The sequence below is a fragment of the Pseudoalteromonas sp. XMcav2-N genome, assembly GCF_024124545.1.
GTDB lineage: Bacteria > Pseudomonadota > Gammaproteobacteria > Enterobacterales > Alteromonadaceae > Pseudoalteromonas.
Window position 1 is genome coordinate 30,114 of sequence record NZ_JAMXSF010000022.1, and the last position, 24,873, is coordinate 54,986.

Sequence of the window (24,873 nt, forward strand, 5' to 3'; positions counted from 1 at the left end):
TTTTTCATGACTTAACTCTATGCGATTTGAACCGCCTTGCATAGTGGCCTCAGATGAATGAAGGGCACTTTTAGTAGCCTTATCAGCAGGTTTTGGCCTCATCGACCCAGCGTTGTAACATTTTACTCAGCGCATTGAAATTGATGGGCTTGCTAAGATAGGCGTCCATTCCGGCAGCCAGGCACTTTTCTTCATCACCTTCCATGGCATTCGCTGTCAGGGCAATGATAGGTGTGTGCTGATGTTGCTCGCCCGCAATGCCCGTACGGATCTCTTTGGTGGCTGTGTAGCCATCCATCTCTGGCATTTGGCAATCCATGAGAATGATAGCATAAGGCTCCTCTCGCACGTTGAGATGGCCAATCGCCGCGAGACCATTGTGAGCACAGGTAACATGGGCGCCCAGCTTTTCGAGCAGGGTGGTTGCAACGGTTTGGTTAATCTTGTTGTCTTCTACAAGCAGAATATCGACATCCAGGCAGACGTCTTCGGCGATTTTGGCGGCAATGGGTTCTTTGCGTTTCACTAAAGATAGAGCATTGGCTGGGGTCAGCGGTGCCAGTAGAAGGTTATTGGATGAAAACTGAGGCCAGGCTTCAGTTTCCTGTATCGTGTGGCACAGCAGGGCATAGTTGAGATGCTTGACTTTAATCAGTTTTATCAGGCTTTGTATGTCTGAGTCCGACGAGTTGCTGAGCACTTGTGTGGCAATGATCAGAGCGGGTTTATGTGACTCCTTGGTGTCGTAGAATTCTAGCATTTGCGCCACGTTCTCAAAGTGCTCGGTTGGGATATGCCAGGCATCCAGCATATGCCGTGCAGCCAGATCGGAAGGTGAGTGGGCATCGATAACATACAGGCTGTCATTATTGGCGTCGAGCGCCCGGATTGGTTGTGGATCACTGAGCTCAATATAAAACGTAAAGGTGCTGCCAATACTGGGTTTGCTGTACGCGTTGAGGGCGCCGCCCATAAGTTCGCATAACTGTCTGGCTATGGTGAGCCCCAGCCCCGTGCCGCCGAACTTACGCGTAGTCGAGGGATCGGCCTGTGTAAAAGAATCAAAAATTTTACTCAGCTGTTGCTTGCTAATCCCTATGCCCGTGTCTTCGACACTGCACCATAAGCGTGACTGGTCACTGGTGCGCTCGGTATAGCATGTCAGGGTCACCTTACCACCTTCGGTAAACTTGACGGCATTACTAAGCAGGTTGTTGAGCACTTGTTTGAGCCTGTGCGGATCTGTCTTCGCGTACTGATATTGCATATTACGACTATCGATAAAGAGTTCAGTTTGCTGATCATTGGCTCGTGGTGCAAAGGCTGCAAAACAGTCACTGATAATCTGGATCAGGTCACACTCAATCTGCTCAATATTCAGTTTTCCGGCTTCAATCTTAGAGAAATCCAGGATGTCGTTGATGATAGTGAGCAGTGACTCCGCCGAGCTTTGAGCAAGCGACAGATTACGCTGTTGCGTGTCTGTGAGTTGCGAGTTACCGAGTATCTCCAGCATACCAATAATGCCGTTCATCGGGGTGCGGATTTCGTGGCTCATACTGGCCAGAAAGTCGGCTTTAATTTTGGCGGATTGTTCAGCCAGCTCTTTTTCTATAATCGCTTTACGTTTAGCCTGCTGCTGTTGTTGCCCGCTGAATAAACTGGCCAGCATTGCGGCAATGGCATGCACAAAGCGCCTGTCACTGTCCGTCCAGTCCGGATACGGATCACCGTATTCAGTACAGAGTATCCCGCAGACGGCGCCGCGATGCAGAATGGGCGTGATAAGCATCGCTTCGACTTCAAAGGGGTCAAGGTACTGATCGGCCAGAGGCCGGGTGATCGGGTGCTTGGTTGCTGTACTGGCCTCTATAATTTGCTTACTGAGTACCGCTGAAAACAGGCCCGGCAAGGTCGCCTTGCGCCAGGGCGGGAAGTGCAGCAAGCTGTCTCGACGGGTATTGCTGAAACAGGTTGGATAAAGCAGTGTATGATCGTCACTGAGTAGCCAGATACTGGCACGAGATGCGCGAGCGGCCTGACAAACCGCGTCAGTACATAATTCCTGGGCGCGATCTGTGTGATTGTTGAGGATGGCCTCATGAGTACTGAGTTGAGCCAGTAACTCATTATTTCTGGCCACTTTTTCATGCTCTATCGCCATTAGCTTACGATCATTGATGTTTTGCACTGAACCAAACACCTGTGAGGTCCAGCCATTGTGCTGTTTTGCCTGAGCTTTTATGAGCACCCAACATTCTTGCCCTTTGTGTGGCAGGACGATGAATTCATCTTCAAAGGGTTTGCCATATTTGATCGCCTGAGTCATATGATCCTGAAACTTCTTGCGATGGGGCCCCTCTTTGAAAAACTCAGTACTACTCATCCAGGTGGGTTGATAGTGTGATGGTACGGCAAAGATTTGGCGTGTTACATCCGACAGCGTGATGTGATGAGACGCCAAGTCAACCGACCAGGCCCCCACTTTTGCCAGCGAGCCCATATTGGTTAGCGCATTGGTTTTATTTTTCAGCTCAGAAAGCAAGCGCGTGTAAAAAGAAAATGCACAGAAGAAGAATATCACTATGGTCAGCAGCGCCAGTCGAAAAGGCCATAATGCGGCTGATGAGGCCTTCCATCCATAGCGCGGAGCTGCGTACATCACCCAGCTACCCGATGGGACATGAATGGTGAATGCCAGTGGGTTATGCTCCTGAATAGTAGGCGAACCATAGAAGTACTCACCGCTGTCGCCCAGGCCATTTCGGCCCTGAATCGCTATCAGGTAATCGCCTTCGAGCTTATTCAGTGACACTTGTTCATACAGTTTGGGCATATCAATCACGACCGAGAGGAGTCCCCAAAAATTGTCTTTATCAACATACACGGGGATCCGTGCGATCAACGCCATGCCGCCCTGAATGAGCTCTAGCGGACCTGCCAGGACGATATTGCGAGTGTCTCTGGCTTTAATGGCGTCTTTCTTTTGCTGTGGGTGAGTAAGGTAATTGAGCCCAATCGCTTTTTCATTTCCTTCGAGGGGGTACACCAATTGTAATACCATATCGGGCGCGGCGCCCACGTTACGTAACACTTTACTGGTTGCGAACAAAGGGGCGGCAAATCGCTCAAACTGTGTCTGATCCAGGTTTGGCTGAGGCGCAAGGGCAATGGCGAGTCCCCGAACTAATTGAATATTCGCGGCCAATGTGCCTTCTATCTGAGTGCGATAAACGTTGAGCTCTTCGTAAGTGCGGTTTTTCTCAACTTCAATCAGGCGGCGTTCGTTGATGCTATCGATATACCAGCCTGCTGCCAGGATCACCAATAGGAGTGCACCCACTATAAAGCGGGTTAAAAAGGCTTTCCTTGACGACAGCACGTGTTTGGTCTGCATGTAAACGTGAAAAAATATCCTTGAATCATTTAACTATAGTTGTCTGTATGAAAACTCGCCAAGACCCAGGGTAATTTATGCCTGAAAAATGCTGCCATCAACGATAGCAGTTGTATAGGGACTCAGGACAAGAATCAAAGCGTGTGTTGTGGCTGCTCTTTTTACCGGAAGCAAAGGCGTTTCTGAGTGGGAAGTCACAGATCTGTCATGCAATACGATAATGCAATACAGGGTAATTAGCGCTAAGCTGGCTAGGTCATTAATCACTCATAATAAGGAGAGAGTATGCTGACTTGGTTAAGGCGTACAGTGGCAACTTTTGTGTTGCTGGCACTGGCTGCCAGTGCAGTCGTGTACGGGATCTTATCACTGAGCTTGCCTGCACTCGATGGGCAGGGTCAGTCAACGGCGATAAGCGCACCGCTGACGTTGGAGCGAGATGCGCTGGGCCAGAGCGTGATCACTGCGCAGAATCGTGATGATGCCGCGTATGCACTGGGCTTTGCACATGGTCAGGATCGCTTTTTTCAGATGGATCTGTTGCGTCGCAATGCCGCTGGAGAACTGAGCGAGTTATTTGGCGAGGCTGCCATTGAGCTTGACAAGCGTTTGCGGTTTCACCAGTTTCGAGCTCTAAGCCAGACTATTTTTCAGCAACTGCCAAAGTCAGATCAAACTTTGCTTGCGCGGTATACGCAGGGCGTGAATGAAGGACAAGCACAAAGTGGTATGAAAGGGTTTGAGTATCTCCTGTTAGGTGCAGACGCCAGACCCTGGCAGGCAGAAGACAGCTTGTTGGTCATCTTTAGTATGTACCTGGATTTACAAGAAAGTACTTTAAAAAGAGATGAGTCACTCATTTTAGTCAAGTCTTTGCTTGGCAAAGAAATGATAGATTTTATCATTCAGCCTAGCAACTATCAGGCTGCGCTGGATGGAAGTGAAGTCCATCAAAGTGATGTGGTTATCCCAAAAATAAGCGACATAGCTCACTTTGATGTGTGGCGTAAGATTGCAGAGCCACCGCTTTATGGGAGCAATAACTGGGCTGTGACTGGAAGGCACACTTATACAGGCTCAGCAATGCTATCAGACGATATGCACTTAGGTCTGAATGCGCCGGCTATCTGGTATCGGGCACAACTCAATTACAACACCGCTGCTGGCAACCCCGTGCAGGTATCTGGTGTCACTTTGCCTGGTGCACCTGCTATTGTTGTGGGCAGCAATAACCATATTGCCTGGGGATTCACCAATGGTTATCTGGATACCGCAGACTGGATCAAACTTGACCCGCACAGTGATAAAACCTGGCAGGTCACAGAAGAGTTGCGCTTGCCCGGTGGGAAGAATCAGGAATTTACCCTGACGCTAAGCGACTACGGACCTGTTAAACAGATCCAGGGCGAAGCCTATGCGCTGAGCTGGGTGGCACATCGGGATTACGCGGTCAATCTTGGCCTCACAGGGCTGGAACAGGCCATGTCCGTTGATGATGCATTACTGCAGGCTGAGCATATCGCTATTCCGGTTCAGAATATGGTGGTTGTCGATGCAAACGGAAATGCGGCATGGCGGCCAACCGGTGCAGTGCCGGCCCGACAGTCTCCCAGTGATTTGGCCGTTGCCAGTCAGGATTACAGTGCTCTGTGGCAACGTAATGAAGTACACCGACCGGTCGTGAAAAATCCAGCGGATGGTAAGATCTGGACTGCTAATTCCCGGGTTGTATCGGCGCAACAACACCAGCGATTTGGTGATGGGGGTTACGCACTGGGGGCTCGAGCTCAGCAGATCCGCGACCGGCTGATGGCACAATCCCTGTTTAATGAAGCCGATTTCATGCGCCTGCAACTCGATAATGAGGCTCGCTTTCTGATGCCCTGGCATCAGCTGTTAAGCGAGTTACTTGAAAGCCGTAAAGCGCACTATTCACGTGACCTTGCTTATTTAGCTGACTGGCAGGCATGTGCCTGTCCGGAATCGGTCGGTTATACACTGGTCAGGCGATTTCGAGACCAGACTATCGACGTGCTGTTTGCCCCGGTAGAAAATACTCTGCAACAAGCTGATGGCAGCTTGTCGCCTCTCAAACGCTATCTGGAACCTGCAGTGTGGCAGCTCATTCGTCAGCAACCCTCACAGTGGTTGCAAAAGTACAGTGACTGGGACACGTTGTTACTCGCGGCTTATGAGGCGGCCAAAGAGCAGTTGCGCGAGTCTGAAGGGCGTGACATGGCTGCATGGCAGTGGGGGCGAGTAAATCAGCTTGAAGTTAAACATCCATTTAGCCGACAGATCCCACTGCTCAGCGGTTTGCTCGATATGCCTGTAGTGGCTGGATTTGGTGACGCCTACATGCCGGCGGTTCAAAAACCGGCATTTGGCGCTTCCCAGCGCTTTATTGCCCAGCCCGGACATCTCGACAAAGCGATCATGAGTGTTGCTGGTGGACAAAGTGGTCATCCGTTATCACCGTTTTATCGGGCTGGGTTCAGTGGCTATGCACAAGGTGAAGCGGTGCCCTTGTTACCGGGTAAAATCAGCCATCGTATCACCTTTACTCCCATGAACTAACTGGACTGGGCTGCGGTCACGCGATTGCGGCCCTGTGCCTTACTGGTATATAGCGCGTCATCGGCCAATTGCAATGCCACTGAAAAGGGCAGGGCAGTATGCCACAGAGCCACACCGAAGCTCATGGTTGCGGTGAGCTCATTGCCGTTGAACTTCTGCATTTCAAGAGTTTGGCGCAGTGTTTCCAGGCGATGAACTGCTTGTTCCAGATTGCAGTCGACCAGTACCAACAGAAACTCTTCTCCGCCCCATCTCACAGCAATATCCTGATCGGTCACGTGTTTGTGCAGAATATCTGACACGGTTTGCAGCACTTCGTCACCCATATCATGACCCAGCTGGTCATTGATTTGTTTGAAATGATCCAGGTCGGCCATCACCACACACAGAGACTGGTCATTGTGCGCGCAACTGGCATGAGCCCTTAAGATCAGTTCCTTTGCATAGCGGCGATTGAATAAATTAGTAAGCGGATCTCTCGCGGCCAGAGTCGCCAGCTGCCGACGCTGAATAAAGGTGCTTTCGCGTATCTGCCCAATGACGTAAATCATGGGCAGGCCGCAGATAAACACATTGATAAAGTGGATGGGCCGGGCGTAGTCGCGAAATGCAAAGGTGGTGTTGACTGTGTCATAAAGTTCAAACAGGACGGCAAACAACACAATTAAGCTTAAAGACAAAGAGATGGCGAGTCGCAGCTTTAATTGCAGATCCAGAAGTAACATGCAGGCAATGGTCCACAGGTAATACTGAAAACCATAATCCATACCGAGCGTGGCGCAGACCAGCACGGAATGGACGGTCACTTCAATACAAAAGACCCTGAGGGCCAGGTGGCTGTGCCCCCGGTTGAGCAGATAAATACCTGTTGCCCAGGCGGTAACACTGGCGATATTGGCGATGGCCAGAATATAAACATGGCTGTACCAGAAGGCAAAAATAAACAGCAGGTGCAAGCATAAACAGTAGTAAGCGACCTGCTTAAACAGTTTCACTTTGACCAGTTCAACCTCATCAGGCTGACTATAAAAATGTTGTGCAATCGGCACGTAAGGCACTCAGTCTTGATTGTTGCGATATCTTCAGTATAGAAAGTGCCGGCTATTTTTCCCTGAAAATTTACTTTGAACCAGAAACCTAGCCCATCATTACCAAAATGGCAGCCAATGCGATAAGCAACAGCCCCAGAGTATCACGCCTGGCAACGGGGGTTTTTAACCACCAAAACGCGATGGCCAGAGTGAAGAAGACCTCAATCTGGCCGAGTGTTTTGACATAGGCCACATGTTGCAGGCTCATGGCACTAAACCAGCCAATAGATCCGATGCAGCTGGTGAGACTGATGGCACTGGTGAGCCGGCGCTGCTGCCACAGTGTGTGCCAGGAGTTTTGCTCCGCATAACTCAGATAGATGGCCAACAACAGGGTTTGACAGGAGAGTACCAGTAACAGCACCCAGGCAGCACTATGTGGAAAGGGCAGCCCCGTGGTGAGGCTGGCCTCCCTGACCCACAAAGAAGTTAGTGCAAATGCGCCTCCGCAGGCGAGTCCGAGCAGTGCGGTGGCGGGGGCAAAGTGGCGTAATGTCACGCCGCTAAGCAACAGGACTGCTACACCACCGAGCAGGACACCCAACCAGCCCAATGGACTGAGATGTGAGCCGAAAAAAGCCATCCCCAGCACTGCCGCAAGCAGGGCTTCGCTCTTAGCCAGGCCCACACCGACGGCATAGTTGTTCCGCTTGAACAGCATCACCATCAATCCGGTGGCGATAATTTGCATGATGCTGGCACCCAGTATATAGCTGATTAATGGCCCCGTTATGGTCAGCGCCGGTGCTGTCTGCCAGTGATACAGACCGAGCAGGTACAGGGCTGCCAGCGGTGTAGCGAGCAGAAAACGGGCAAGTGTCACGCTGGCTACACTGGCATGTTCACTGAGACGACTTTGCAGGGCATTACGCCAGGCCTGACTAAATGCGGCCAGACAGGTAAACGCTATCCACTCCATAGGGTATGAACTCTGATGATATCGGAACACAGAAACTAACCGGGCAAAGTGCGAATTACCAGTGCCTTGAAAAATATTCAGGATAACAGGGAGAAATAGTGGTGCGACAATATGCCGCAGTGCGTTGCCGTCAGCAGCTCGCTATACTGTGAAGCGATGCTACTTTTACCGCCCAGTAAGTTGGTTGGGCGGTACTATTTTTTTTCTTCCAATACCAGCTGAGTGAACGGGATGGGCTGATATTTCCCCGGGGCCAGGGCTTCGGCATCCAATACCAGGTTAGCAATGCGTGTCCGATATAAATCGATCACCCGATAACCGCAATGCCGTGCCATTTTTCGGATCTGGCGATTCATTCCCTGCTTTAACACGATAGTAAAGGTATCCTCTGTCAGCGGCTCTACCCGGCAAGCTTGCGTCATCACCCCATCGACGGGGACACCTGCACTCATACGGGTGCAAAATTGCGGATCAAATGGCTTGTCGACGACGACACGATATTCTTTTTCCTGGTGGTGATCGGGGTGGATGAGACGATTGCATAGTTCACCGTCATTAGTGAGCAGTAACAGTCCGCGGCTGTCTTTATCCAGGCGGCCAATGGGGTAGACTCGCACACCTGGTGGGAGGTGGTGGATCAGGCTGCTGGGATCGTCTGTGCGCAGTTTGCAGTCAATGCCCACAGGCTTGTGGTACAGATACAATTGTTTGGGAACCAGGCCGGTGATCTGTAAGCCACTCACGGTAATATGGTCGGTGTCGGTAACATGATCAATGTGATTTGCCGGATTACCGTTCACCCTGACCTGGGCTGCGTCGATCAGTCGAGAGGCTTGACGACGGGAACAGACGCCACAATGGCTCAGGTATTTGGCTAGGCGCATTGGCTGCATAATTGAGATAGCCTGGGAGCAAAAGCTCAGTATATCAAGGTTGACTGCGAGGACGCAAAATCAGCACAGCATTGCGCTGGTCTATGTCAAAATCAAAATGGCGCAGGAAGTTCATGCCCAGTAGCCCCGGACCAGCACGCATCTCATTCATGACTGCAAACTGCATGGGGCCTCTGATCTGGTCACCTACCTGCATGTGCTCACTTTGATAGAACTCGACATTAGCCAAACCATTAGCCGTTGACACTGTTCTGGTATCTAAATATTCAACTGCCTGATCCAGTGCGGCAAATTGCTGCTGGGTCAGAGAGGTCACGCTGGCCCCGGTGTCGATCATCAGCTCAATGGTGCTACCTGCCAGTTGAGCTTCAAGCACAAAGTGACTACCCAGACGGCGTAGCGGCACATGTGTCACCCCCTGTTGCAGTGCCTGTGCCTGATTGTAAAGGGCTTCCACATCCTGGTGGTGGCGCAATGTATCGCTTGCCTGAGCAATCAAAAACAGCGCTTCGGAGGGCTGCAACAATGCCAGGTGCGCTTCTATCTGGTACGTCAGTAGTGCCAGCATTTGCGGTTTTTCATCGTACCAGGGGGCGGCAAGCAGCAGTAGTTCATGCCACTTCTGTTGCTGCTTCAGTTCAACCAGGCGTGGTACCAGCAAGTCATCAATCAGAGTTTGCCAGCGAGAGTACGCGGGATTGCTTTGGTAGGCGACCATCAGTCGTGTAAGTGCTTCATCGGGCTGTTGCAGCGACTGGTAAAGGCGAATTTCAAGGCGCTGTACCACAAGCGCCTGTGGATCAATCCTGAGGTAACCCTGCACCAAAGCTAACTGGGCAAACAGCTGAGCCTCGCTGCTCTGATCAAGGTGTGCATTGATCCATTGCCACCACTGTTTGGCGTGGCGGGTTGTTGCCCCGGGATGGGTCTGATATGTCTGTAACAGATAGGCCAGCGCCTGTTCATAATGCCCCTGCTGAAATGCCTGCTGGGCCTGGGTAAGTGAAACGGGTATTCGGTCTGAGCTGGTGCCCGGAGCGTCGGCGGGCGCAGCCGGTAGCGGGACTTTGGCACTGGGGTGGACCGCTGTTGATGATTGATATAGCTGCCAGCCCAGATAAGCATTGAGTGCCAAAGAAAGGCCCAGAAGCGCAGAGTTCACCCGCATAATGTATTACCCCTGCAAATGGTGCTTAAGCGCGGCAGCTATCGCACCGGCAAAGTCTCGGTGGTGCGCAATGCCCAGTGCGTGCAAACGGGTGTCCTTGAGAGCACAGTTATGAGGGCGAGCCGCGCTGTGTGTGGGTTCTGGCAACGCGACAAGATTTACTCCTTCTAACCCCAGCACGGTTGCCATGATCTGGGCCATCTTATACTTGGTCAGTGCCTGAGTATCGGACACATGGTAAACCCCACCCAGTTGCTCTTTTGGCAATGCGATCAGATCTGCCAACGTCAGCGCTATATCCTCAACATGAGTAGGGTAGCGGATCGCCCAGTCGTCAAGGGCACTGTGCGGGTCCGATTTGAGTTGCTCGGCTATCACAGTGACTGCGGATTCTGCCAGATATTCGACATCCCCATACAGGACTGGTACCCGGATAACACAATGTGTGGGATCGCTCGATAGTACGGCTTGCTCGGCTTGTTGTTTGCTCTGCCCGTAAAAATTGAGCGGGTTGGTCGTGGCTTGTTCGATGTAAGGGGGCTCAGCGCCATCAAAAACATAATCGGTGCTGATGAAAAACAATCGGATACCACGCTGAGCGCACTGTTTTGCCAGATGTTCACTGGCGGCGACATTCAACGCGAGCGTTTGCGTATGGTCGTTTTCACAGACATCAGGTTTGCGCTCTGCGGCGGCATGGATGAGTATGTCCGGTACGTATTTATCCAAAAAAGCGCAGACCGCGTCTTTGTCTGATAAGTCCAGAGACACCAGTGGCGGGGTCGCCCGGCGAAATCCACAGCCAATAATGTGGTAGTGGGCTTCTAATATTTTAACAAGCGCGCGTCCCAGTAATCCGGTTGCGCCAGTGATGGCGATGCTTTGCATACTGTCTCCAATGTGTATCTGGCCGTTCTGTATAGGAAAGTGCATTTTAAAACAAGCGACATCATGCTTAACTTTCCGTTGCGTACTATGTTGCTTCTGTTGCCGCTGCCACACAGGTGAGACATCTGTTTTGTTGGCGGCAGCAAGCAAAGCAGCAGCTTTGCCAGCTTACCCAAATTCCAGACGGTGTCCAGATGGAAACCTTGATTTTCTCAGTCCGGGGCGCCCAACCAGGGCACCTGTTGATGAGGTAAGGGCCGGAGAAACCGGCCCTGGAACTTATGCGGTTTGTTGCTGACCCTGGCCTTCCCAAATTTTGGCTCGCAGGCCAAACAGGCCAACCAGGATCCCCACGCCGATACAGAACAGGCTAATTTGAAGATATAAGTTTGGCATTTGCTCGACGTTTTCCGGGTCGAAGTTTCCGGCCAGCAAACCAGAGATGATGTTGCCTATCGAGTAGGTTAAAACGAACACGCCCATCATCTGGCCAGCAAACCGCTTAGGAGACAGTTTACTCACCGCACTCAGGGCTACCGGGCTCAGGCATAGTTCACCGACGGTATGCAGGAAGTAGGTGGTTACCAGCCACATAGGTGCAACTTTGAGTCCCTGAGCTGCATACTGAGCTGCAAAAAACATAACAATAAAACCGCTGGCCATGATCACCAGGCCAATCGCGCACTTTACTGTATATGAAGGCGAGATCATGCGTTTTGCCAGGTTGATCCACAATGCGGCGAAAAAGGGAGACAGTACAATGATAAAAAAGGAGTTAGTGGACTGAAACCAGGCTGTCGGAATCGTAAATCCGCCAAGCAGTCGGTCGGTATAATCTCTGGCAAACAGATTCAATGAAGACCCGGCTTGCTCAAACCCTGACCAGAAGCAGGCTGAGGCCACGCAGACCAGGAACAGTGCCCACATCTTGCGCTTTTCATCATGTTCCAGATTGCCCGCAAAATAAATAAATCCGTAATAGGCTAAAAAGATAAGGGTAAAAGCGATTGCGACGTACTGGGCGACAACAACCGGGTTGATGACCAGCACACCTGTGTAGGTCAGTGCTACGACACCGGCAACGGCGGCGATAACGGCAATGATGACTGACCAGGCTTTGCGGGCTTTCTCTGGAGACAGCGGGCTGCTGGGTTTATCGCCAACATGTGCAATATAACCCAGTGTTTTACGATACTGGATCAGGCCAACGCCCATGCCGACTGCGGCGGCACCAAATGCCCAGTGCCAGCCCAGGTTTTCCATAAAGTAACCGCAGATGGTGTAGCCTAGTACGGAGCCCACATTGATCCCCATGTAATACAAGGCATAGCCCCCGTCACGACGCTCATCTTCATCGCGATACAGCTGACCAACCATGGCGCTGATATTCGGCTTCAGCAGACCGGTACCCGCTGCAACCAGGATCAGACCGATAAAAAAGGTTTCATGGGCTGGAATGGCCAGTACAATGTGACCGCACATAATGATGATACCGCCATACCAGACTGTGCGTTGACCGCCCAGCAGACGGTCTGCTATCCAGCCTCCGGGCAACCCCAGAAAGTACACCGCACCTGTGTACAATCCGTAGATAGCGGCAGCCGCTGCAACGGTGAACTCAAGGCCCTCTTCCTGTAAAGAGGCGGTCATAAAAAGCACCAAGAGTGCGCGCATGCCGTAGTAGCTCATTCTCTCCCACATTTCAGTGAAATAAAGCGTAGATAAGCCTTTCGGGTGGCCAAAAAACCCCGTATCAAGATGAGTATCCTGCGATGACATAATAGACTTCCGATTGTTGTTTTATTATACGAAAGTCTTATTAGTACGTGATTTGTTAAAAGTTTGCAACAGAAGTAGGGTCACCTGTGGCTGAGCGCACAACCGACGAGTAGTGTTAAGTGAGTAATAACGACAGGGCATGAATATCGCAGATTTCAATATCTGCCAGCCCCTGATAACGATACCGGACTCCCTGATTATTGAGCCACACACTGCGGCAACCCGCCAGGTTTGCGCCCTGCACGTCGGTATCCAGGCTGTCACCAATATGCAGTATCTGATTAGGCGCCACATTGCAGTGCTGGCAGGCCGCATCAAACAGGTCAGTATGGGGTTTGGCGCGACCATCTCTTCCGGCCATCAACACCTGTTCAAACTGACCTGCAAGGTTAAAGCGCTCGACCTCGACATTGCCATTGGTGATGGCGATTAGCCGGAACCGTGTTCTCAGGCTAGCCAACAGGTTAAGTACGGACTCATCAACGACTATCTGGCTGCGTGCTGTTGCAAACGCCTGATAGGCGGCTTCGGCATGTGTCTCTGTTTCAGCAGGGCTGAAGCCGGCTTGCTGTAAACCAAAACGCAATGCCATCTGTCGCCAGCGGGTAACGTCATTGGTCAATTCAGGGTGCTGAAGTGCAACCCGCTTACGGCATTTTAACCAAAATTCTGGTCCCTGAGCACGCCAGAGCGCAAGTGCATTGACGTAATCGTTCATGGCCTGAACCGCAGCGGCGATCACTGGGTGGTTGTTATACAAAGTATCATCCAGGTCGAAGCTCAGAACCTGGATCTCATCAATGGCACGGTTAAATCGCATTACTCGTCTCTTTGCTGAAAGTTTGCCAGAGTTTACCTAATTAATGGCCAAAGACCTACTCAGTCTTTACGCTGTTTGCGTGCTCTGGGGTGGGCGTTGTCATACACTTTGGCAAGATGGCCAAAATCAACATGAGTATAAACCTGAGTGGCGGATAAACTGGCGTGACCTAACATTTCCTGAATGGCCCGCAGGTCACCACTGGATTCGAGTAAATGGGTGGCGAAGGAATGGCGCAGTTTATGAGGATGAATGGTGCCTGAGATCCCCTGACGGATCCCCCATTCCTGCATTCTTGCACGCACATGGCGCGCTGAAATACGGGTTTTGCGCTTACTGACAAACAACGCGGGCTCCTCTGCCATGGCAAACTGAGGGCGATGTTTGAGCCAGAGTGTGATGGCTTCCAGCGCTTTGGCGCCAACCGGTACGACCCGTTCTTTGTTACCCTTACCCAGCACCCGGATCTCGCCATCACGGATGTCGTGAAGATTGGCATTAACCAGCTCACTGACACGCAGCCCGCTGGAGTACATCAGCTCCATAATGGCTTTGTCACGCAGTGCCAGAACATCATCGTCCTGAATATCCAAAAGCTGCGCCATTTGGTCGACATCCAGACTTTTTGGCAGGGGCTTTTGAAACTTAGGACCGCGCAATCCCTGAGCCGGGTTCGGCGTTTCGGCGTGGGCCTGGTGTTTGTGTTGCAAAAACTTATACAAGCTGCGTACGCAGCTGAGTTTCAGGTTGATACTGCGCGGGTTATATTGCCGGGTGCGCAGTTGCATCGAATAGCGCCTGACCAGCTCACTGCTGACTGCCAGCCAGTGGTCACAATGAGGTGCAAAAAAAGCGGCGGCCTGCAACAGTTGACGTCGGTACTGGCCCAGCGTATGTGCAGAGTATTGACGTTCAAACTGCAGGTAAGCAGCAAACTCAGCAATCGGTTCCAGCCAGCCCGGACCGAGGTCATTTGGATTCACATCGAGATGCGGTTTGCTCATGCCAGATGGTGTAATCGAAGCGCCAGGGAAGTGACCAGTTCACTGACGAACAGGTCGCCGTTACCCGGGGCGAAGTGATCGGCGCAATGACTGGCAAATAACAGCAGGGCTTTGGGAGCCTCACTGTCACCTAATGTATATAACGCAAAGGACTGACACTGAATGTCTTCGACCAGCCCGGTACGTTCGGCCTGACTCAGGCGACCCAGATAACAGCTCGAATCTTTGAGCCGACTGCGTTGCAATGCGCTGACGGCACGTACCTGTTCATTGTCTTCTTGTAAATTGATCAGTTGACAATGACTGACTTTGGGTAATTGAGTCAACTCATGACTCAGTAAATCGGTCAGGGAAGACACATCCTCACACTGCCACAGGCGACGCTGGCACTCACTGAACAGACGATAAATCTGTTCATTCTCATTAGCATGCGCAACCATCTGTGCGATCTGTTTTTCAAGTTGCTGATTGCGCTCACGCAAAGTGCGTTGCTGTAATAAAGCCAGATTAGGTTCACCCTGAGAATCGTTGTATAGATTGAGCTCAAGCAACAGGTAAGGGTGTTGCAGCAAAAATTCGGGGTGGTGGTGGAGAAAATCCTGAACCTGTTGAGGTGTCAGCGAGCCTGCGTCATTACTCATAAGGCGATTTGTCCGTCGAATACGTGTTCCGCAGGGCCGGTCATTTTAACGCTCTGGCCAGGGCCATTCCAGCGCACCTGAATGCTACCGCCCGGTAAATCGACCCGCACAGTGCTGGCCAGTTTATCCTGGGCAATACCGACGACTGCTGCGGCACATGCGCCGCTGCCGCATGCCAACGTTTCAGCCGCGCCCCGCTCCCAGACTCGCAATTTAATGTGCTCACGGTTGATAATTTGCATAAAACCAATATTAGCACGTTTTGGAAAACGTTCATGTTGCTCAAGCAGGGGACCAAGCGTGTTAACCTCTGCCTGGTCGATATCATCAACCTCTATTACACAATGTGGATTACCCATAGACACGACACCGCAGAAGACGGTGTGTTCCTGTGCACGCAGAATATAGGTTTGTTCCTGTTGCTTTGCTTTGAATGGGATTTGCGCAGGTGCAAATTCCGGTTTACCCATATTGACCGTAACCTGGCCGTCTTTTTCGGTGAACAGAGTAATATTGCCACCTTTGGTGGAGACACTCACTTTATGCTTATTGGTCAGGCCTTTCATGCGGACAAAGCGCGCAAAACAGCGTGCACCATTACCGCACTGTTCTACTTCGGTACCGTCAGCATTGAAGATCCGATAATGAAAATCCAGATCAGGTGAATAGGGCGGCTCAACCAGTAACAGCTGGTCGAAACCGATGCCAAAATTACGGTGTGCCAGTTTACGGATCTGGTCTCGTGACAAAAAAACATTCTGGGTCACATTATCAACGACCACAAAATCATTGCCTAAACCATGCATCTTAGAAAAATTTACAAACATAAAGCCTTATCTATTTTGGTGTCGGCGGCCAGCACAGCAGGCACCGCACCTATTTTATGATTGTGATAACCTTACTTTGCCATGCCGCGCGTCATTACGGAAGCACTTGCTCGCCTTGCCACAAGGATTCCAGTGTCTCTCTTTCACGGATCAGGTGACAGTCATCCCCATCGACCATGATTTCTGCAATGCGTGGGCGTGAGTTGTAATTCGAGCTCATGGTAAAGCCATAGGCACCGGCACCACGTTGGGCCAACAAGTCACCAGGCTGAATTGCCAGTGGTCGATCTTTACCAATAAAATCGCCTGTCTCGCACACCGGCCCTACAACATCGTAGGTATACAGTGGCGTATCATCCTGGCGCGGTGTAACGGCAATGATCTGTTGCCACGCCTGATACAGAGAAGGCCGCAACATGTCATTCATGCCGGCGTCAACAATGGCAAAGTGCTTGTCTTTGGTTGGTTTAAGGTATTCAACTTTGGTGACCAGGATCCCGGCATTTGCGGCAATAGCACGGCCTGGCTCAAAGATCAGTTCCAGATGTTGATACTCGGCGAGTCGCGCTTTGACCTCCGCTGCATAGGCACTGGGGTGTGGCGGCTTTTCGCTGTCATAGGGCACGCCCAGACCGCCGCCAATATCCAGATGCCTGAGTGTAATACCTGCCGATGCGAGCGTCTCTACCAATGCAAGCACTTTGTCCAGGGCCGCAATAAACGGGGTGACTTCGGTAAGCTGGGAGCCGATGTGAAAATCAATGCCCACAACATCAATGCCGGGCAAAGCACAGGCAAGCTGATAGACATTGAAGGCTTCTTTAATATCAATACCGAATTTGTTTTCTTTTAGCCCGGTCGAAATATAAGGATGTGTTTTGGCATCTATATCCGGATTGACCCGAATTGAAATCGGCGCGAGCAAATCGAGTTCACTGGCCACTTGACTGATACGACGCAATTCAGCCTCGGACTCGACATTGAAACACTTAATGCCGGTTTTGAGTGCAAAAGCGATTTCCTGTGCGGTTTTTGCTACGCCGGAAAACACGATTTTAGCTGGATCGCCGCCAGCTTTGAGCACCCGGGCTAATTCACCTTGCGAGACTATGTCAAACCCGGCACCCAGCCTTGCCAGTACATTCAGTACTGCGATGTTGCTGTTTGCTTTAACAGCATAACAGACCAGATGTGGGTGTCCTGCGGCCGCATCGGTGAACGCATGGTAGTGGCGCTCCAGCGTTTTTCTTGAATACACATAGCAGGGCGTACCATAGTGCTCGGCGATGTCCCGGATGGCGACCTGCTCTGCATGCAGCTGATTATCCTGGTAGTGAAAGAAATCCATTTACGACTCCTGTTTCGTATCATCGTCCTCAGACGGCGCGGTATCCTGAGCAGGCTGAGGTGTTTGCTCGGGCGCATTGGTCGGTTTGGGGCGTTGTTCAGGTAAATATAGAGGCCCACTCTGACCGCATGCACTTAGCAGCAAGAGGCTGGTCAAGATCAGGGTAAATAGGCTAAATTGAGTGTATGTCGCTTTCATTAGATTAATGATGTCAGTGCCTTTATAATCGCAGAGTAACAGAATTGGTAAAAAAAGCAGCTTAGAAAGTAAATTTAATTCCGCTAAAGTAGCGGACTTTCGGGGTTTGCACAGGTAAGGATCAAGCTATGACAGATCATGAGTATCACGAGTTAGCCGACACGTTAATGTTGACCATTGAGGAGCAAATTGACGACTGTGAGGTTGACCTGGATTATGAATCGGCATCCGGGATCCTGGAGATCATTTTTCCGGACCGCAGTAAAATAGTGATTAACAAGCAAGCCCCACTGCACCAGGTGTGGGTTGCAACTAAGTTTAACGGGCATCATTTTGAGCTGCGCGATACGCAGTGGATAGATAACCGCAGTGGTGCCGAGTTCTGGCAGTTTATGAGCGATGCAGCAACACGCCAGGCGGGCCAGGCCATAGAGTGGCAGCACGACTGATGCTGTCATTTGTAGAGTACCCGGCCCAGGGAACCCACAGGGCAAGCGTGATTTGGTTACATGGTCTGGGCGATTCCGGAGAGGGCTTCTTACCGATCGCACCTGAGTTAAGGCTACCCGCCGAACTGGGTGTGCGGTTTATTTTCCCGCACGCGCCAGAGCAGCCAGTGACCGTGAATAATGGTATGGTGATGCGCTCCTGGTATGACATCAAATCTTTTGATCTGGATAAAAGAGCCGACGAAGCGGGTGTGAGAGACTCAGCGAAGTTGGTTCAGGCACTGATTGAAGCTGAGCTGGACGCTGGCATACCACCAGAGCGCATTATTCTGGCTGGATTCTCACAAGGTGGCGTGATGGCACTGCACCTGGCACCACGTTTAAAAGTGCGGTTAGGTGGCGTGATGGCCCTGTCGTGCTATATGTGTGCACCGGATAAGCTGGCACAGGAAGCAGTGCAGGCCGACCTGAACGTGTTTATGGCCCATGGCAGCCTAGACCCTGTAGTCCCTATGGTGGCTGGACGACAGGCTTTTGACACCTTACAAGCTCAAGGCTACGAAGTTAGCTGGCAGGATTACCCGATGCAGCATCAGGTTTGCCAGGAAGAGCTGGAGGCAATCCGCACCTGGTTACTGGCCAGGCTAACGTGACAACAGAGTGAGCACCCATGACACAACGCATTGTGATTAAAACCGCAGTAACCAAAGCGAACGAGGTCCCGGCAAGGCCCGTCACCTACCAATATCATTGGCGCCGCATTGGTGTGGTTGGTAGCGTGGCTGCAATTGGCTTAGCTGCCACGTTTTATGGGATAGTGAACTCGGTGAGTGCAGACGAGCAACCTGTCGAGGTGGTAGATGCGTATCAGAGCCCAGAGCCTACAAACAGTGTGTCTGACGTCATTGCAGAAGATATGCTTGTTACAGATACGGCGCTTGTTGCATCTGTTGAAAACATTCAGTCTGCCTCGGAAAAATCGCTCCCCGAGCTGGTGGCCCAGCCGACCGACGAGCTTGTTAGTGCAACTGAGTCTGAAGCGGCGGCAATCGCGGCCGTTGAGTCAGAGTTTGTTGAGCTGAAAGATGAAGCCGCGGTGGCGAGTGCAGACTTACAAGTGGACGATCCTGACAATGGTCGTGACAGTGAGACGGCCAAACGGTTTGCGGAAGACGCCCGGGTTGCCAGCGTGGCCATGGCTGCACAAGTTGATACCACTCACGTGAGTCGTGCGGTGCTGACCACAGAGGTTGTGGAGCGGGAGCCGGTCGATGTACTTAAAGACAGTGTCGAGCAAAGTGCCTTTTCGGAGAAGTTGTATTTCTTTACCGAAGTGCGTGGGTTGCAGGGACAAACTATACGGCATCTGTGGTTTCATCAGGATCAGTTGATGGCTGAAATTGAGCTGCCTATCAGTGCCTATCGGCATCGGACCTACTCCAGCAAAAATATTATGCCAAGCCAAAGTGGCCAGTGGCGGATTGAAGCGATCACCGCTGATGACCGGCTGTTGGCACAGAAAACCTTTAGAATTATTGCAACCGCTCAATAGCGAGCAAACTGAGTAAAGCATGACGACGAAAAAGAATGTGTTGCGTATCGCAACAAGAAAAAGTGCACTGGCCCTGTGGCAGGCCGAGTTTGTGAAAGCCGAACTGGAAAAGTTTCACGCCGATCTGGAAGTCGAACTGGTTCCTATGTCGACCAAAGGCGATAAGATTTTAGATACGCCACTGGCTAAGATTGGTGGTAAGGGCTTGTTCGTCAAAGAGCTCGAGCAGGCTATGCTGGAAGGGCGTGCGGATATCGCCGTACATTCAATGAAAGATGTGCCTGTAGAGTTTCCTGACGGGCTTGAACTGCATACCATTTGTGAGCGCGAAGATCCCCGCGATGCGTTTGTCTCGAATACCTATCAATCGCTGGCAGAGTTACCGACAGGTGCTGTTGTGGGGACATCCAGTTTACGCCGTCAGTGTCAGATCCGTGCAGTACGCCCAGACCTGGTGATCAAAGACTTACGCGGTAATGTGAATACGCGCCTGGCCAAACTGGATGCCGGTGAATTCGATGCCATTATTCTTGCCGCTGCGGGATTGATCAGACTGGAAATGGCTGAGCGGATCGCCAGTTTTGTTACGGTTGAAGATTCGCTACCCGCGAATGGCCAGGGTGCCGTAGGCATTGAATGTCGAAGTGATGATGCGCAGGTTCAGGCCTGGCTGGCTCCCCTTGAGCATAGTGCAACACGCATGCGTGTGTTGGCTGAGCGGGCCATGAACCGTCGCCTGGAAGGCGGGTGTCAGGTCCCTATTGGTGCATATGCCGAAATTGACGGTGAACAATTGACCTTGCGTGGTCTGGTGGGCGCGGTAGATGGCAGCCAGATCCTGCGAGGGGAGCAAAGCGGTCCGGTCGCCGACGCTGAGCAGCTGGGGATCCGCCTGGCTGAGTCTTTGCTGGCGCAAGGTGCGGACCAAATTTTGGCTGAGGTTTACCGGGACAACTAATGTGAAACTAGCCATCACACGTCCGGCAGGCAAAGGAACACTGCTTGCCGATCAGCTCGAAGCACAGGGGATCAGTTGTGACTGCACCCCCGTGCTGGAGCTGGTAAAACTGCCGGTCAGTGATACTGAACTGGCCCCCGTCACAGATGCTGATCTACTCATTTTCATATCTCAGGATGCGGTGCACTATCTGGCACAGCATCAGCCCGACTTCTCTGCCGACTGTCAGTTTTTCGCGGTGGGCGAAAAGACCGCCGCAGCCATCGAAGCGTGCTTTCATCGCCAGGCTTGTGTGCCCCAGCAACATGACTCCGAGGGGTTACTTGCCTTATCGGCACTGCAACAGGTTGAAGGTAAACGGGTTGTGGTGGTCAAGGGTCGAGGTGGTCGCACACTGATCAGTAAGATGCTCAAACAGCGTGGTGCGCTGGTATCACATTGCGTGGTCTATGAGCGGATCCCGGCTGCAACAGGGTCCGATATCTGGTTGGACCACTGGCAAAGGCTGGGCATTGACGGTATAGTGATCACCAGCAATGCAGCCATTGACGCCATCTTCAATACCCAGCAGAGCGAATTACTGAACTGGCTGAGCACTCGCCGGTTTTATCTGGTTAGTCAACGCAGTGCAGAATACCTTCGCGAACAATACGCGATTGAGGACAAACAAATCGCCATCAGTGCAGGGGCAGATAACGATGCGTTACTGGCCTGCATTATGGACAATCAGCCCCGCCAAGGTGGAACTATGACAGAACAACAACAAAGTCACTCAGGCCCTCAGTCTTCGGGCAAAACATCTAAATCCGTCAATGCATCCGGAAAAATCAGTAAAACGGCTGTTCTGGCTCTATTGGTAGCACTGGCTTCCGGTGCCGGCGCGGGGGGAGTGTATTATCTGGGGCAGCAGCAGCTACACCAATACCAGCAAACGCTGACACAACTGGGTAGTGAAAATCAGCAGTTACGTACAGAATTGGCAGCCAGCAAACAGGCACTTAGCGCGCTGCGTAGCGAGGTGACTGACCGTGAGCAGCAGGTTGCACAGCAACTTAACGCGCAAACTCGTGAGCTTGAGCAACGCTTACAGAACACACTGCAGGCAGCCAAACAGCAACTGGGTGGTGCCCAAAAAGCAGAGATAACCGCTTTGATACGCAGTGCAGAGTTTCAGGCCAATATCCAAAAGCACTACCTGGCCGCAGCCGCGGCCTTGACTCGTCTGAACGATCTGATGCGTGAGCAGAGCAATACATCGGCGGTGCAAACGGCTATTGCTGCCGATCTGGCACTGTTGAATGCCCAGCCAAAACCTCAGCTGGAAGCGCTGTATCTGGATCTGCACGGTTATGTTGCTCAGGCCGATGACTTACCATTACAGATCATGACTAAACCAGCGGAGCAGCAATCTGAGCAAAGCGAACTGACAGAGCAGGTGAGTGACTGGAAGGCCAATGCCTGGCGCTCCTGGTTAAAAATCCAGGATCAGTTCATAAAGGTACGCAGTCACGATAAACCGGTTATTGATCCGCTGTTAGATGCCGAGGAACAGCATCTTATTCGTGCTCAGCTGAGTAGTTATCTGCGTCAGGCCCAGACGGCATTGATGCAGCAACAGCAGAGTATTTATTTCACCGCACTGGAAGGGGCGGGCGCGACCTTAGCGCGTTACTACCGGACTGAAGACAGTGCGGTGGTGGCAATGCAGGCTGGCCTGAAAGCACTGCAACGCAAAGAGTTTGCAGCGCCTGCAACCCTTGAGTTACAAACCCCTCAGGCGGTGAAGGAGTGGTTACAATGACACGTACACTGATCTCTGTTTTAGTGCTTCTGGGCGTGCTGGCAGCCGGCCATTTGTTGATCGACGAGAAAGGCTATCTGCTGATTGCGGTGAACAACCACACCATAGAGACCTCCTTGTTTGCACTCGCTGTCATGGTGATTTTTGCTGTGCTGCTCGGTGCTTTGGTGCTGAACTTGCTTGGTGCACTCTGGCGGACCTTCGCCCGTAGCCGTGGTTGGCTGAAAGGACGCAAAAATAAACGTCAACAACACGCACTGGAAGCCGCTGTCTGGGCATGTATTAATGGCGATGACGCGCAATTGCAGCAAGCCCTGGCGATCGGTGACTTGCCCGCTCACTGGCAGGATCAGCAGCGCGCGATGGCGGCTCGGGTTGCGTTGCAACAGCAGCAGCCGACTCAGGCATTGGCAGATCTACAGGCGATATCTCCCCAATCGCAAGGGCAGGTTGCCAAACTTTGGCTGGCAGCCAATCAGGGTGAGCAGGCATTAACCCTGCTGGGGGCACAGATGGCCGATAAAAAGGTGTCTGACAGTGTAGTGGCAAGCTATCTTGAGGCTTTGATCCAGGCCGGGCAGAGTGAACAAGCACTGGCATTGCTCCAGCAAAAGTACAAACAGCTGGACTGGTCAGAGTCGCGCTGGAAAGCGTATCTGCACGCCTTGTTTGCAATCGATGACAGCACGGCGCAGGCCACGTTTAATGCGCTGCCTAAAGCGCTGCGGCCTTTAGCAGCGCCAGCGCTGACCCAACAAGCGCTGCGTCATGGCCAGTTTGATGCTGTACGTGGCGACCTACTGAAATACCTTAAAAAAGGTCAATATCAGCAACTGGCAGAGGCGTTACAGTATGCCGCCAGTTCGGACCCTGAATTGCGTAAACTGATCCAGGCCGCCTTAAAGAAACAGCCGGATCAGCCTGAACTGCTGTTCTGCCTGGCGTGTCTGGCCAATGCACAAGGGGAGCATGAGTTGGCAGCCAAAATTTTCGATACATTGGCTCAATCACCCTGGCAGGGGCTGTGGCAGCAACAAGCCGAACAGGCCTATGCCAAAACGGGGCAATTTGATAAGGCCTACCTGCTGGCCACCCAGTAAACCACTTATACCAATTTCACTTAATACCTGTTCAATTTGACGGAGCAATTATGACGCTAACTGTGTTAAAAATTTCTCATTTAGAACAACTAAATAGCAAAATTTTTGCCTAGTTATCGAACATATTTTCTCGCCTCAAAATAGAACACTTAATTAAGCAAATTGGTATTACACAGTCAAAACACCGGTCGTCAGGCCGGTTTTTTGCTGTGGCACCCGTCAGCCTGTAATATCACCTATCCTGACCAGGGAAAACCTCGGAACAACGCGCTATGCGCGCGCTCAATAATATTTTTAAAATCGTTAGCAAAAGCAGTTGTCCATTGGGATGACTATATATGAATGTGGATTGGTATAAATAATCGACTTTGCGGATATTTGTCCTTGAATCTACACTTAGGCTGCGTATGATCTGAAAAATTTTATCTGCAATCCGAGTGCCTTATGATCAATACCAAACTACCTTTACTTGATTTACACCGCCACTTAGACGGTAATGTACGTCCTGAGACCATTTTGGACCTTGGTCAGAAGTTCAATATGCCGCTGCCAGCACACGATGTGGAAGGCCTGAGGCCACATGTCCAGGTACTCGATAATGCGCCAAATCTGATGGCCTTTTTGGCAAAGCTGGACTGGGGCGTCAAGGTGTTGGGCGATTATGATGCCTGTCGCCGTATTGCAGTTGAAAATGTCGAAGATGCCATTGCTCAGAAGATGGATTACACTGAGCTGCGCTTTAGTCCTTATTATATGGCCAAAACCCATGACTTACATCCACAAGGTGTAGTGGAAGCGGTCGTTGACGGGATTCATTCGGCTACTCAGGGGCGTGATATTAAGGTCAATCTGATTGGTATTATGTCGCGTACCTTTGGTGTTGAGAAATGCCAATATGAACTCGATGCCCTGTTGGCGTTTAAAAATGACTTAGTTGCTGTAGATCTGGCCGGTGATGAAATCGGTTTTCCTGGGACATTATTTAACGACCATTTTAAACAAGTTCGTGATGCGTATCTGGGCGTGACCATTCACGCAGGCGAGGCGGAAGGTGCAAGCAGCATGTGGCAGGCGATCAACGAGCTGGGAGCGACGCGCATTGGTCACGGTGTGAAAGCCATCGAAGACCCTAAGCTAATGGATTACCTGCGCGACAACCGCATTGGCATTGAATCCTGCCTGACCAGTAACCTGCAAACCAGCACCGTCGCGAGCATTGAGACCCACCCCCTCAAGCAATTCTTAGATCATGGCATTCTGGCGACAATTAATACAGATGATCCGGCAGTACAAGGTGTGGAGCTGGACAACGAATTTGAACGGGCCGCGCCACTGGCAGGGCTCAGTGAAGCGGATATCAGACAGGCGCAAGCCAATGCGGTTGAGATTGCTTTTTTAAGTGACTCGGATAAGCAGGCGCTGTTGCAGAAATATACCTAACTGGCGTTAGTACGTTCAAATAC

At 51.5% G+C, this 24,873-nt stretch carries 21 protein-coding genes; 8 read left to right on the plus strand and 13 right to left on the minus strand.

Features of this window, described 5'->3' with window-relative positions:
* Nucleotides 1-82 precede the first annotated feature (82 nt).
* Complete coding sequence (locus NH568_RS21565) at nt 83-3,343, minus strand: ATP-binding protein (RefSeq protein WP_253050768.1); 3,261 nt, start codon at nt 3,341-3,343, stop codon at nt 83-85.
* Nucleotides 3,344-3,682: 339 nt separating this feature from the next.
* On the opposite strand from NH568_RS21565, the gene NH568_RS21570 reads away from it, so the two are divergent.
* The gene (locus tag NH568_RS21570) at nt 3,683-5,974 is read left to right on the plus strand and encodes a penicillin acylase family protein (RefSeq protein WP_253050770.1); all 2,292 of its coding nucleotides are present in this window, start codon (nt 3,683-3,685) and stop codon (nt 5,972-5,974) included.
* On the opposite strand, the gene NH568_RS21575 is transcribed toward NH568_RS21570, so the two are convergent.
* From NH568_RS21575 to NH568_RS21630, 12 genes are all read right to left on the minus strand, one after another.
* A complete protein-coding gene (locus NH568_RS21575; RefSeq protein WP_253050772.1) occupies nt 5,971-7,023 on the minus strand; it encodes a GGDEF domain-containing protein in 1,053 nt (350 codons plus the stop codon). The two genes, NH568_RS21570 and NH568_RS21575, sit on opposite strands and share 4 nt — an antisense overlap.
* Before the next feature lie 88 nt (nt 7,024-7,111).
* Nucleotides 7,112-7,984, minus strand: coding sequence for a multidrug transporter (locus NH568_RS21580; RefSeq protein WP_253050774.1), 873 nt, complete (start codon nt 7,982-7,984; stop codon nt 7,112-7,114).
* Between the two features lie 194 nt (nt 7,985-8,178).
* Nucleotides 8,179-8,880 carry an RNA pseudouridine synthase gene (locus NH568_RS21585; protein ID WP_253110145.1) on the minus strand — a complete coding sequence of 234 codons (702 nt, stop codon included), beginning with the start codon at nt 8,878-8,880 and terminating at the stop codon, nt 8,179-8,181.
* Between the two features lie 31 nt (nt 8,881-8,911).
* A complete protein-coding gene (locus tag NH568_RS21590) occupies nt 8,912-10,045 on the minus strand; it encodes a retropepsin-like aspartic protease (RefSeq protein WP_253050776.1) in 1,134 nt (377 codons plus the stop codon).
* Nucleotides 10,046-10,051: 6 nt separating this feature from the next.
* Nucleotides 10,052-10,933 (minus strand): SDR family oxidoreductase, encoded by an 882-nt coding sequence (locus NH568_RS21595; protein WP_253050778.1) that lies wholly within the window; start codon nt 10,931-10,933, stop codon nt 10,052-10,054.
* Nucleotides 10,934-11,212: 279 nt separating this feature from the next.
* Complete coding sequence (locus NH568_RS21600; protein ID WP_253050780.1) at nt 11,213-12,712, minus strand: peptide MFS transporter; 1,500 nt, start codon at nt 12,710-12,712, stop codon at nt 11,213-11,215.
* Between the two features lie 115 nt (nt 12,713-12,827).
* Nucleotides 12,828-13,532, minus strand: a complete 705-nt coding sequence (locus NH568_RS21605) for an HAD-IA family hydrolase (protein WP_253050782.1) — start codon at nt 13,530-13,532, stop codon at nt 12,828-12,830.
* Between the two features lie 59 nt (nt 13,533-13,591).
* Complete coding sequence (xerC, locus tag NH568_RS21610; RefSeq protein ID WP_253050784.1) at nt 13,592-14,536, minus strand: tyrosine recombinase XerC; 945 nt, start codon at nt 14,534-14,536, stop codon at nt 13,592-13,594.
* On the minus strand, nt 14,533-15,177 hold the full coding sequence (locus NH568_RS21615; protein ID WP_253050786.1) for a DUF484 family protein: 645 nt from the start codon (nt 15,175-15,177) through the stop codon (nt 14,533-14,535). Before NH568_RS21615 ends, xerC begins: the two co-directional genes overlap by 4 nt.
* Entirely contained in the window at nt 15,174-16,004 is an 831-nt protein-coding gene (gene dapF / locus NH568_RS21620) for a diaminopimelate epimerase (RefSeq protein ID WP_253050788.1), read from the minus strand. The genes NH568_RS21615 and dapF overlap by 4 nt, the downstream gene beginning before the upstream one ends.
* Before the next feature lie 94 nt (nt 16,005-16,098).
* Entirely contained in the window at nt 16,099-17,352 is a 1,254-nt protein-coding gene (gene lysA, locus NH568_RS21625; protein WP_253050790.1) for a diaminopimelate decarboxylase, read from the minus strand.
* Complete coding sequence (locus NH568_RS21630; RefSeq protein WP_253050792.1) at nt 17,353-17,550, minus strand: lipoprotein; 198 nt, start codon at nt 17,548-17,550, stop codon at nt 17,353-17,355. It lies immediately after the preceding gene.
* Nucleotides 17,551-17,678: 128 nt separating this feature from the next.
* On the opposite strand from NH568_RS21630, the gene cyaY reads away from it, so the two are divergent.
* The 7 genes from cyaY to add all read left to right on the plus strand — a co-directional run bounded on the left by cyaY (nt 17,679) and on the right by add (nt 24,850).
* Nucleotides 17,679-17,999, plus strand: coding sequence for an iron donor protein CyaY (gene cyaY, locus NH568_RS21635; protein WP_253050794.1), 321 nt, complete (start codon nt 17,679-17,681; stop codon nt 17,997-17,999).
* Entirely contained in the window at nt 17,999-18,652 is a 654-nt protein-coding gene (locus tag NH568_RS21640; protein ID WP_253110147.1) for an alpha/beta fold hydrolase, read from the plus strand. Before cyaY ends, NH568_RS21640 begins: the two co-directional genes overlap by 1 nt.
* Nucleotides 18,653-18,669: 17 nt before the next feature.
* Nucleotides 18,670-19,551, plus strand: coding sequence for a DUF2914 domain-containing protein (locus NH568_RS21645; RefSeq protein ID WP_253050796.1), 882 nt, complete (start codon nt 18,670-18,672; stop codon nt 19,549-19,551).
* Between the two features lie 19 nt (nt 19,552-19,570).
* The gene (hemC, locus tag NH568_RS21650; protein ID WP_253050798.1) at nt 19,571-20,509 is read left to right on the plus strand and encodes a hydroxymethylbilane synthase; all 939 of its coding nucleotides are present in this window, start codon (nt 19,571-19,573) and stop codon (nt 20,507-20,509) included.
* A gap of 1 nt (nt 20,510) precedes the next feature.
* On the plus strand, nt 20,511-22,310 hold the full coding sequence (locus NH568_RS21655; RefSeq protein WP_253050800.1) for a uroporphyrinogen-III C-methyltransferase: 1,800 nt from the start codon (nt 20,511-20,513) through the stop codon (nt 22,308-22,310).
* Entirely contained in the window at nt 22,307-23,410 is a 1,104-nt protein-coding gene (locus NH568_RS21660; RefSeq protein WP_253110116.1) for a heme biosynthesis HemY N-terminal domain-containing protein, read from the plus strand. The genes NH568_RS21655 and NH568_RS21660 overlap by 4 nt, the downstream gene beginning before the upstream one ends.
* Before the next feature lie 444 nt (nt 23,411-23,854).
* Complete coding sequence (gene add / locus NH568_RS21665; protein WP_253110118.1) at nt 23,855-24,850, plus strand: adenosine deaminase; 996 nt, start codon at nt 23,855-23,857, stop codon at nt 24,848-24,850.
* Nucleotides 24,851-24,873 lie beyond the last annotated feature (23 nt).

What these genes read in the sequence shown, in the direction of transcription:
- NH568_RS21640 (WP_253110147.1), top strand. Translation starts at nt 17,999, where the DNA reads ATGCTGTCATTTGTAGAGTACCCGGCCCAGGGAACCCACAGGGCAAGC.
- cyaY (WP_253050794.1), top strand. Translation starts at nt 17,679, where the DNA reads ATGACAGATCATGAGTATCACGAGTTAGCCGACACGTTAATGTTGACC.
- NH568_RS21615 (WP_253050786.1), bottom strand. Translation starts at nt 15,177, where the DNA reads ATGAGTAATGACGCAGGCTCGCTGACACCTCAACAGGTTCAGGATTTT.
- NH568_RS21605 (WP_253050782.1), bottom strand. Translation starts at nt 13,532, where the DNA reads ATGCGATTTAACCGTGCCATTGATGAGATCCAGGTTCTGAGCTTCGAC.
- NH568_RS21580 (WP_253050774.1), bottom strand. Translation starts at nt 7,984, where the DNA reads ATGGAGTGGATAGCGTTTACCTGTCTGGCCGCATTTAGTCAGGCCTGG.
- xerC (WP_253050784.1), bottom strand. Translation starts at nt 14,536, where the DNA reads ATGAGCAAACCGCATCTCGATGTGAATCCAAATGACCTCGGTCCGGGC.
- NH568_RS21600 (WP_253050780.1), bottom strand. Translation starts at nt 12,712, where the DNA reads ATGTCATCGCAGGATACTCATCTTGATACGGGGTTTTTTGGCCACCCG.
- NH568_RS21570 (WP_253050770.1), top strand. Translation starts at nt 3,683, where the DNA reads ATGCTGACTTGGTTAAGGCGTACAGTGGCAACTTTTGTGTTGCTGGCA.
- NH568_RS21645 (WP_253050796.1), top strand. Translation starts at nt 18,670, where the DNA reads ATGACACAACGCATTGTGATTAAAACCGCAGTAACCAAAGCGAACGAG.
- hemC (WP_253050798.1), top strand. Translation starts at nt 19,571, where the DNA reads ATGACGACGAAAAAGAATGTGTTGCGTATCGCAACAAGAAAAAGTGCA.
- NH568_RS21590 (WP_253050776.1), bottom strand. Translation starts at nt 10,045, where the DNA reads ATGCGGGTGAACTCTGCGCTTCTGGGCCTTTCTTTGGCACTCAATGCT.
- NH568_RS21630 (WP_253050792.1), bottom strand. Translation starts at nt 17,550, where the DNA reads ATGAAAGCGACATACACTCAATTTAGCCTATTTACCCTGATCTTGACC.
- add (WP_253110118.1), top strand. Translation starts at nt 23,855, where the DNA reads ATGATCAATACCAAACTACCTTTACTTGATTTACACCGCCACTTAGAC.
- dapF (WP_253050788.1), bottom strand. Translation starts at nt 16,004, where the DNA reads ATGTTTGTAAATTTTTCTAAGATGCATGGTTTAGGCAATGATTTTGTG.
- NH568_RS21660 (WP_253110116.1), top strand. Translation starts at nt 22,307, where the DNA reads ATGACACGTACACTGATCTCTGTTTTAGTGCTTCTGGGCGTGCTGGCA.
- lysA (WP_253050790.1), bottom strand. Translation starts at nt 17,352, where the DNA reads ATGGATTTCTTTCACTACCAGGATAATCAGCTGCATGCAGAGCAGGTC.
- NH568_RS21595 (WP_253050778.1), bottom strand. Translation starts at nt 10,933, where the DNA reads ATGCAAAGCATCGCCATCACTGGCGCAACCGGATTACTGGGACGCGCG.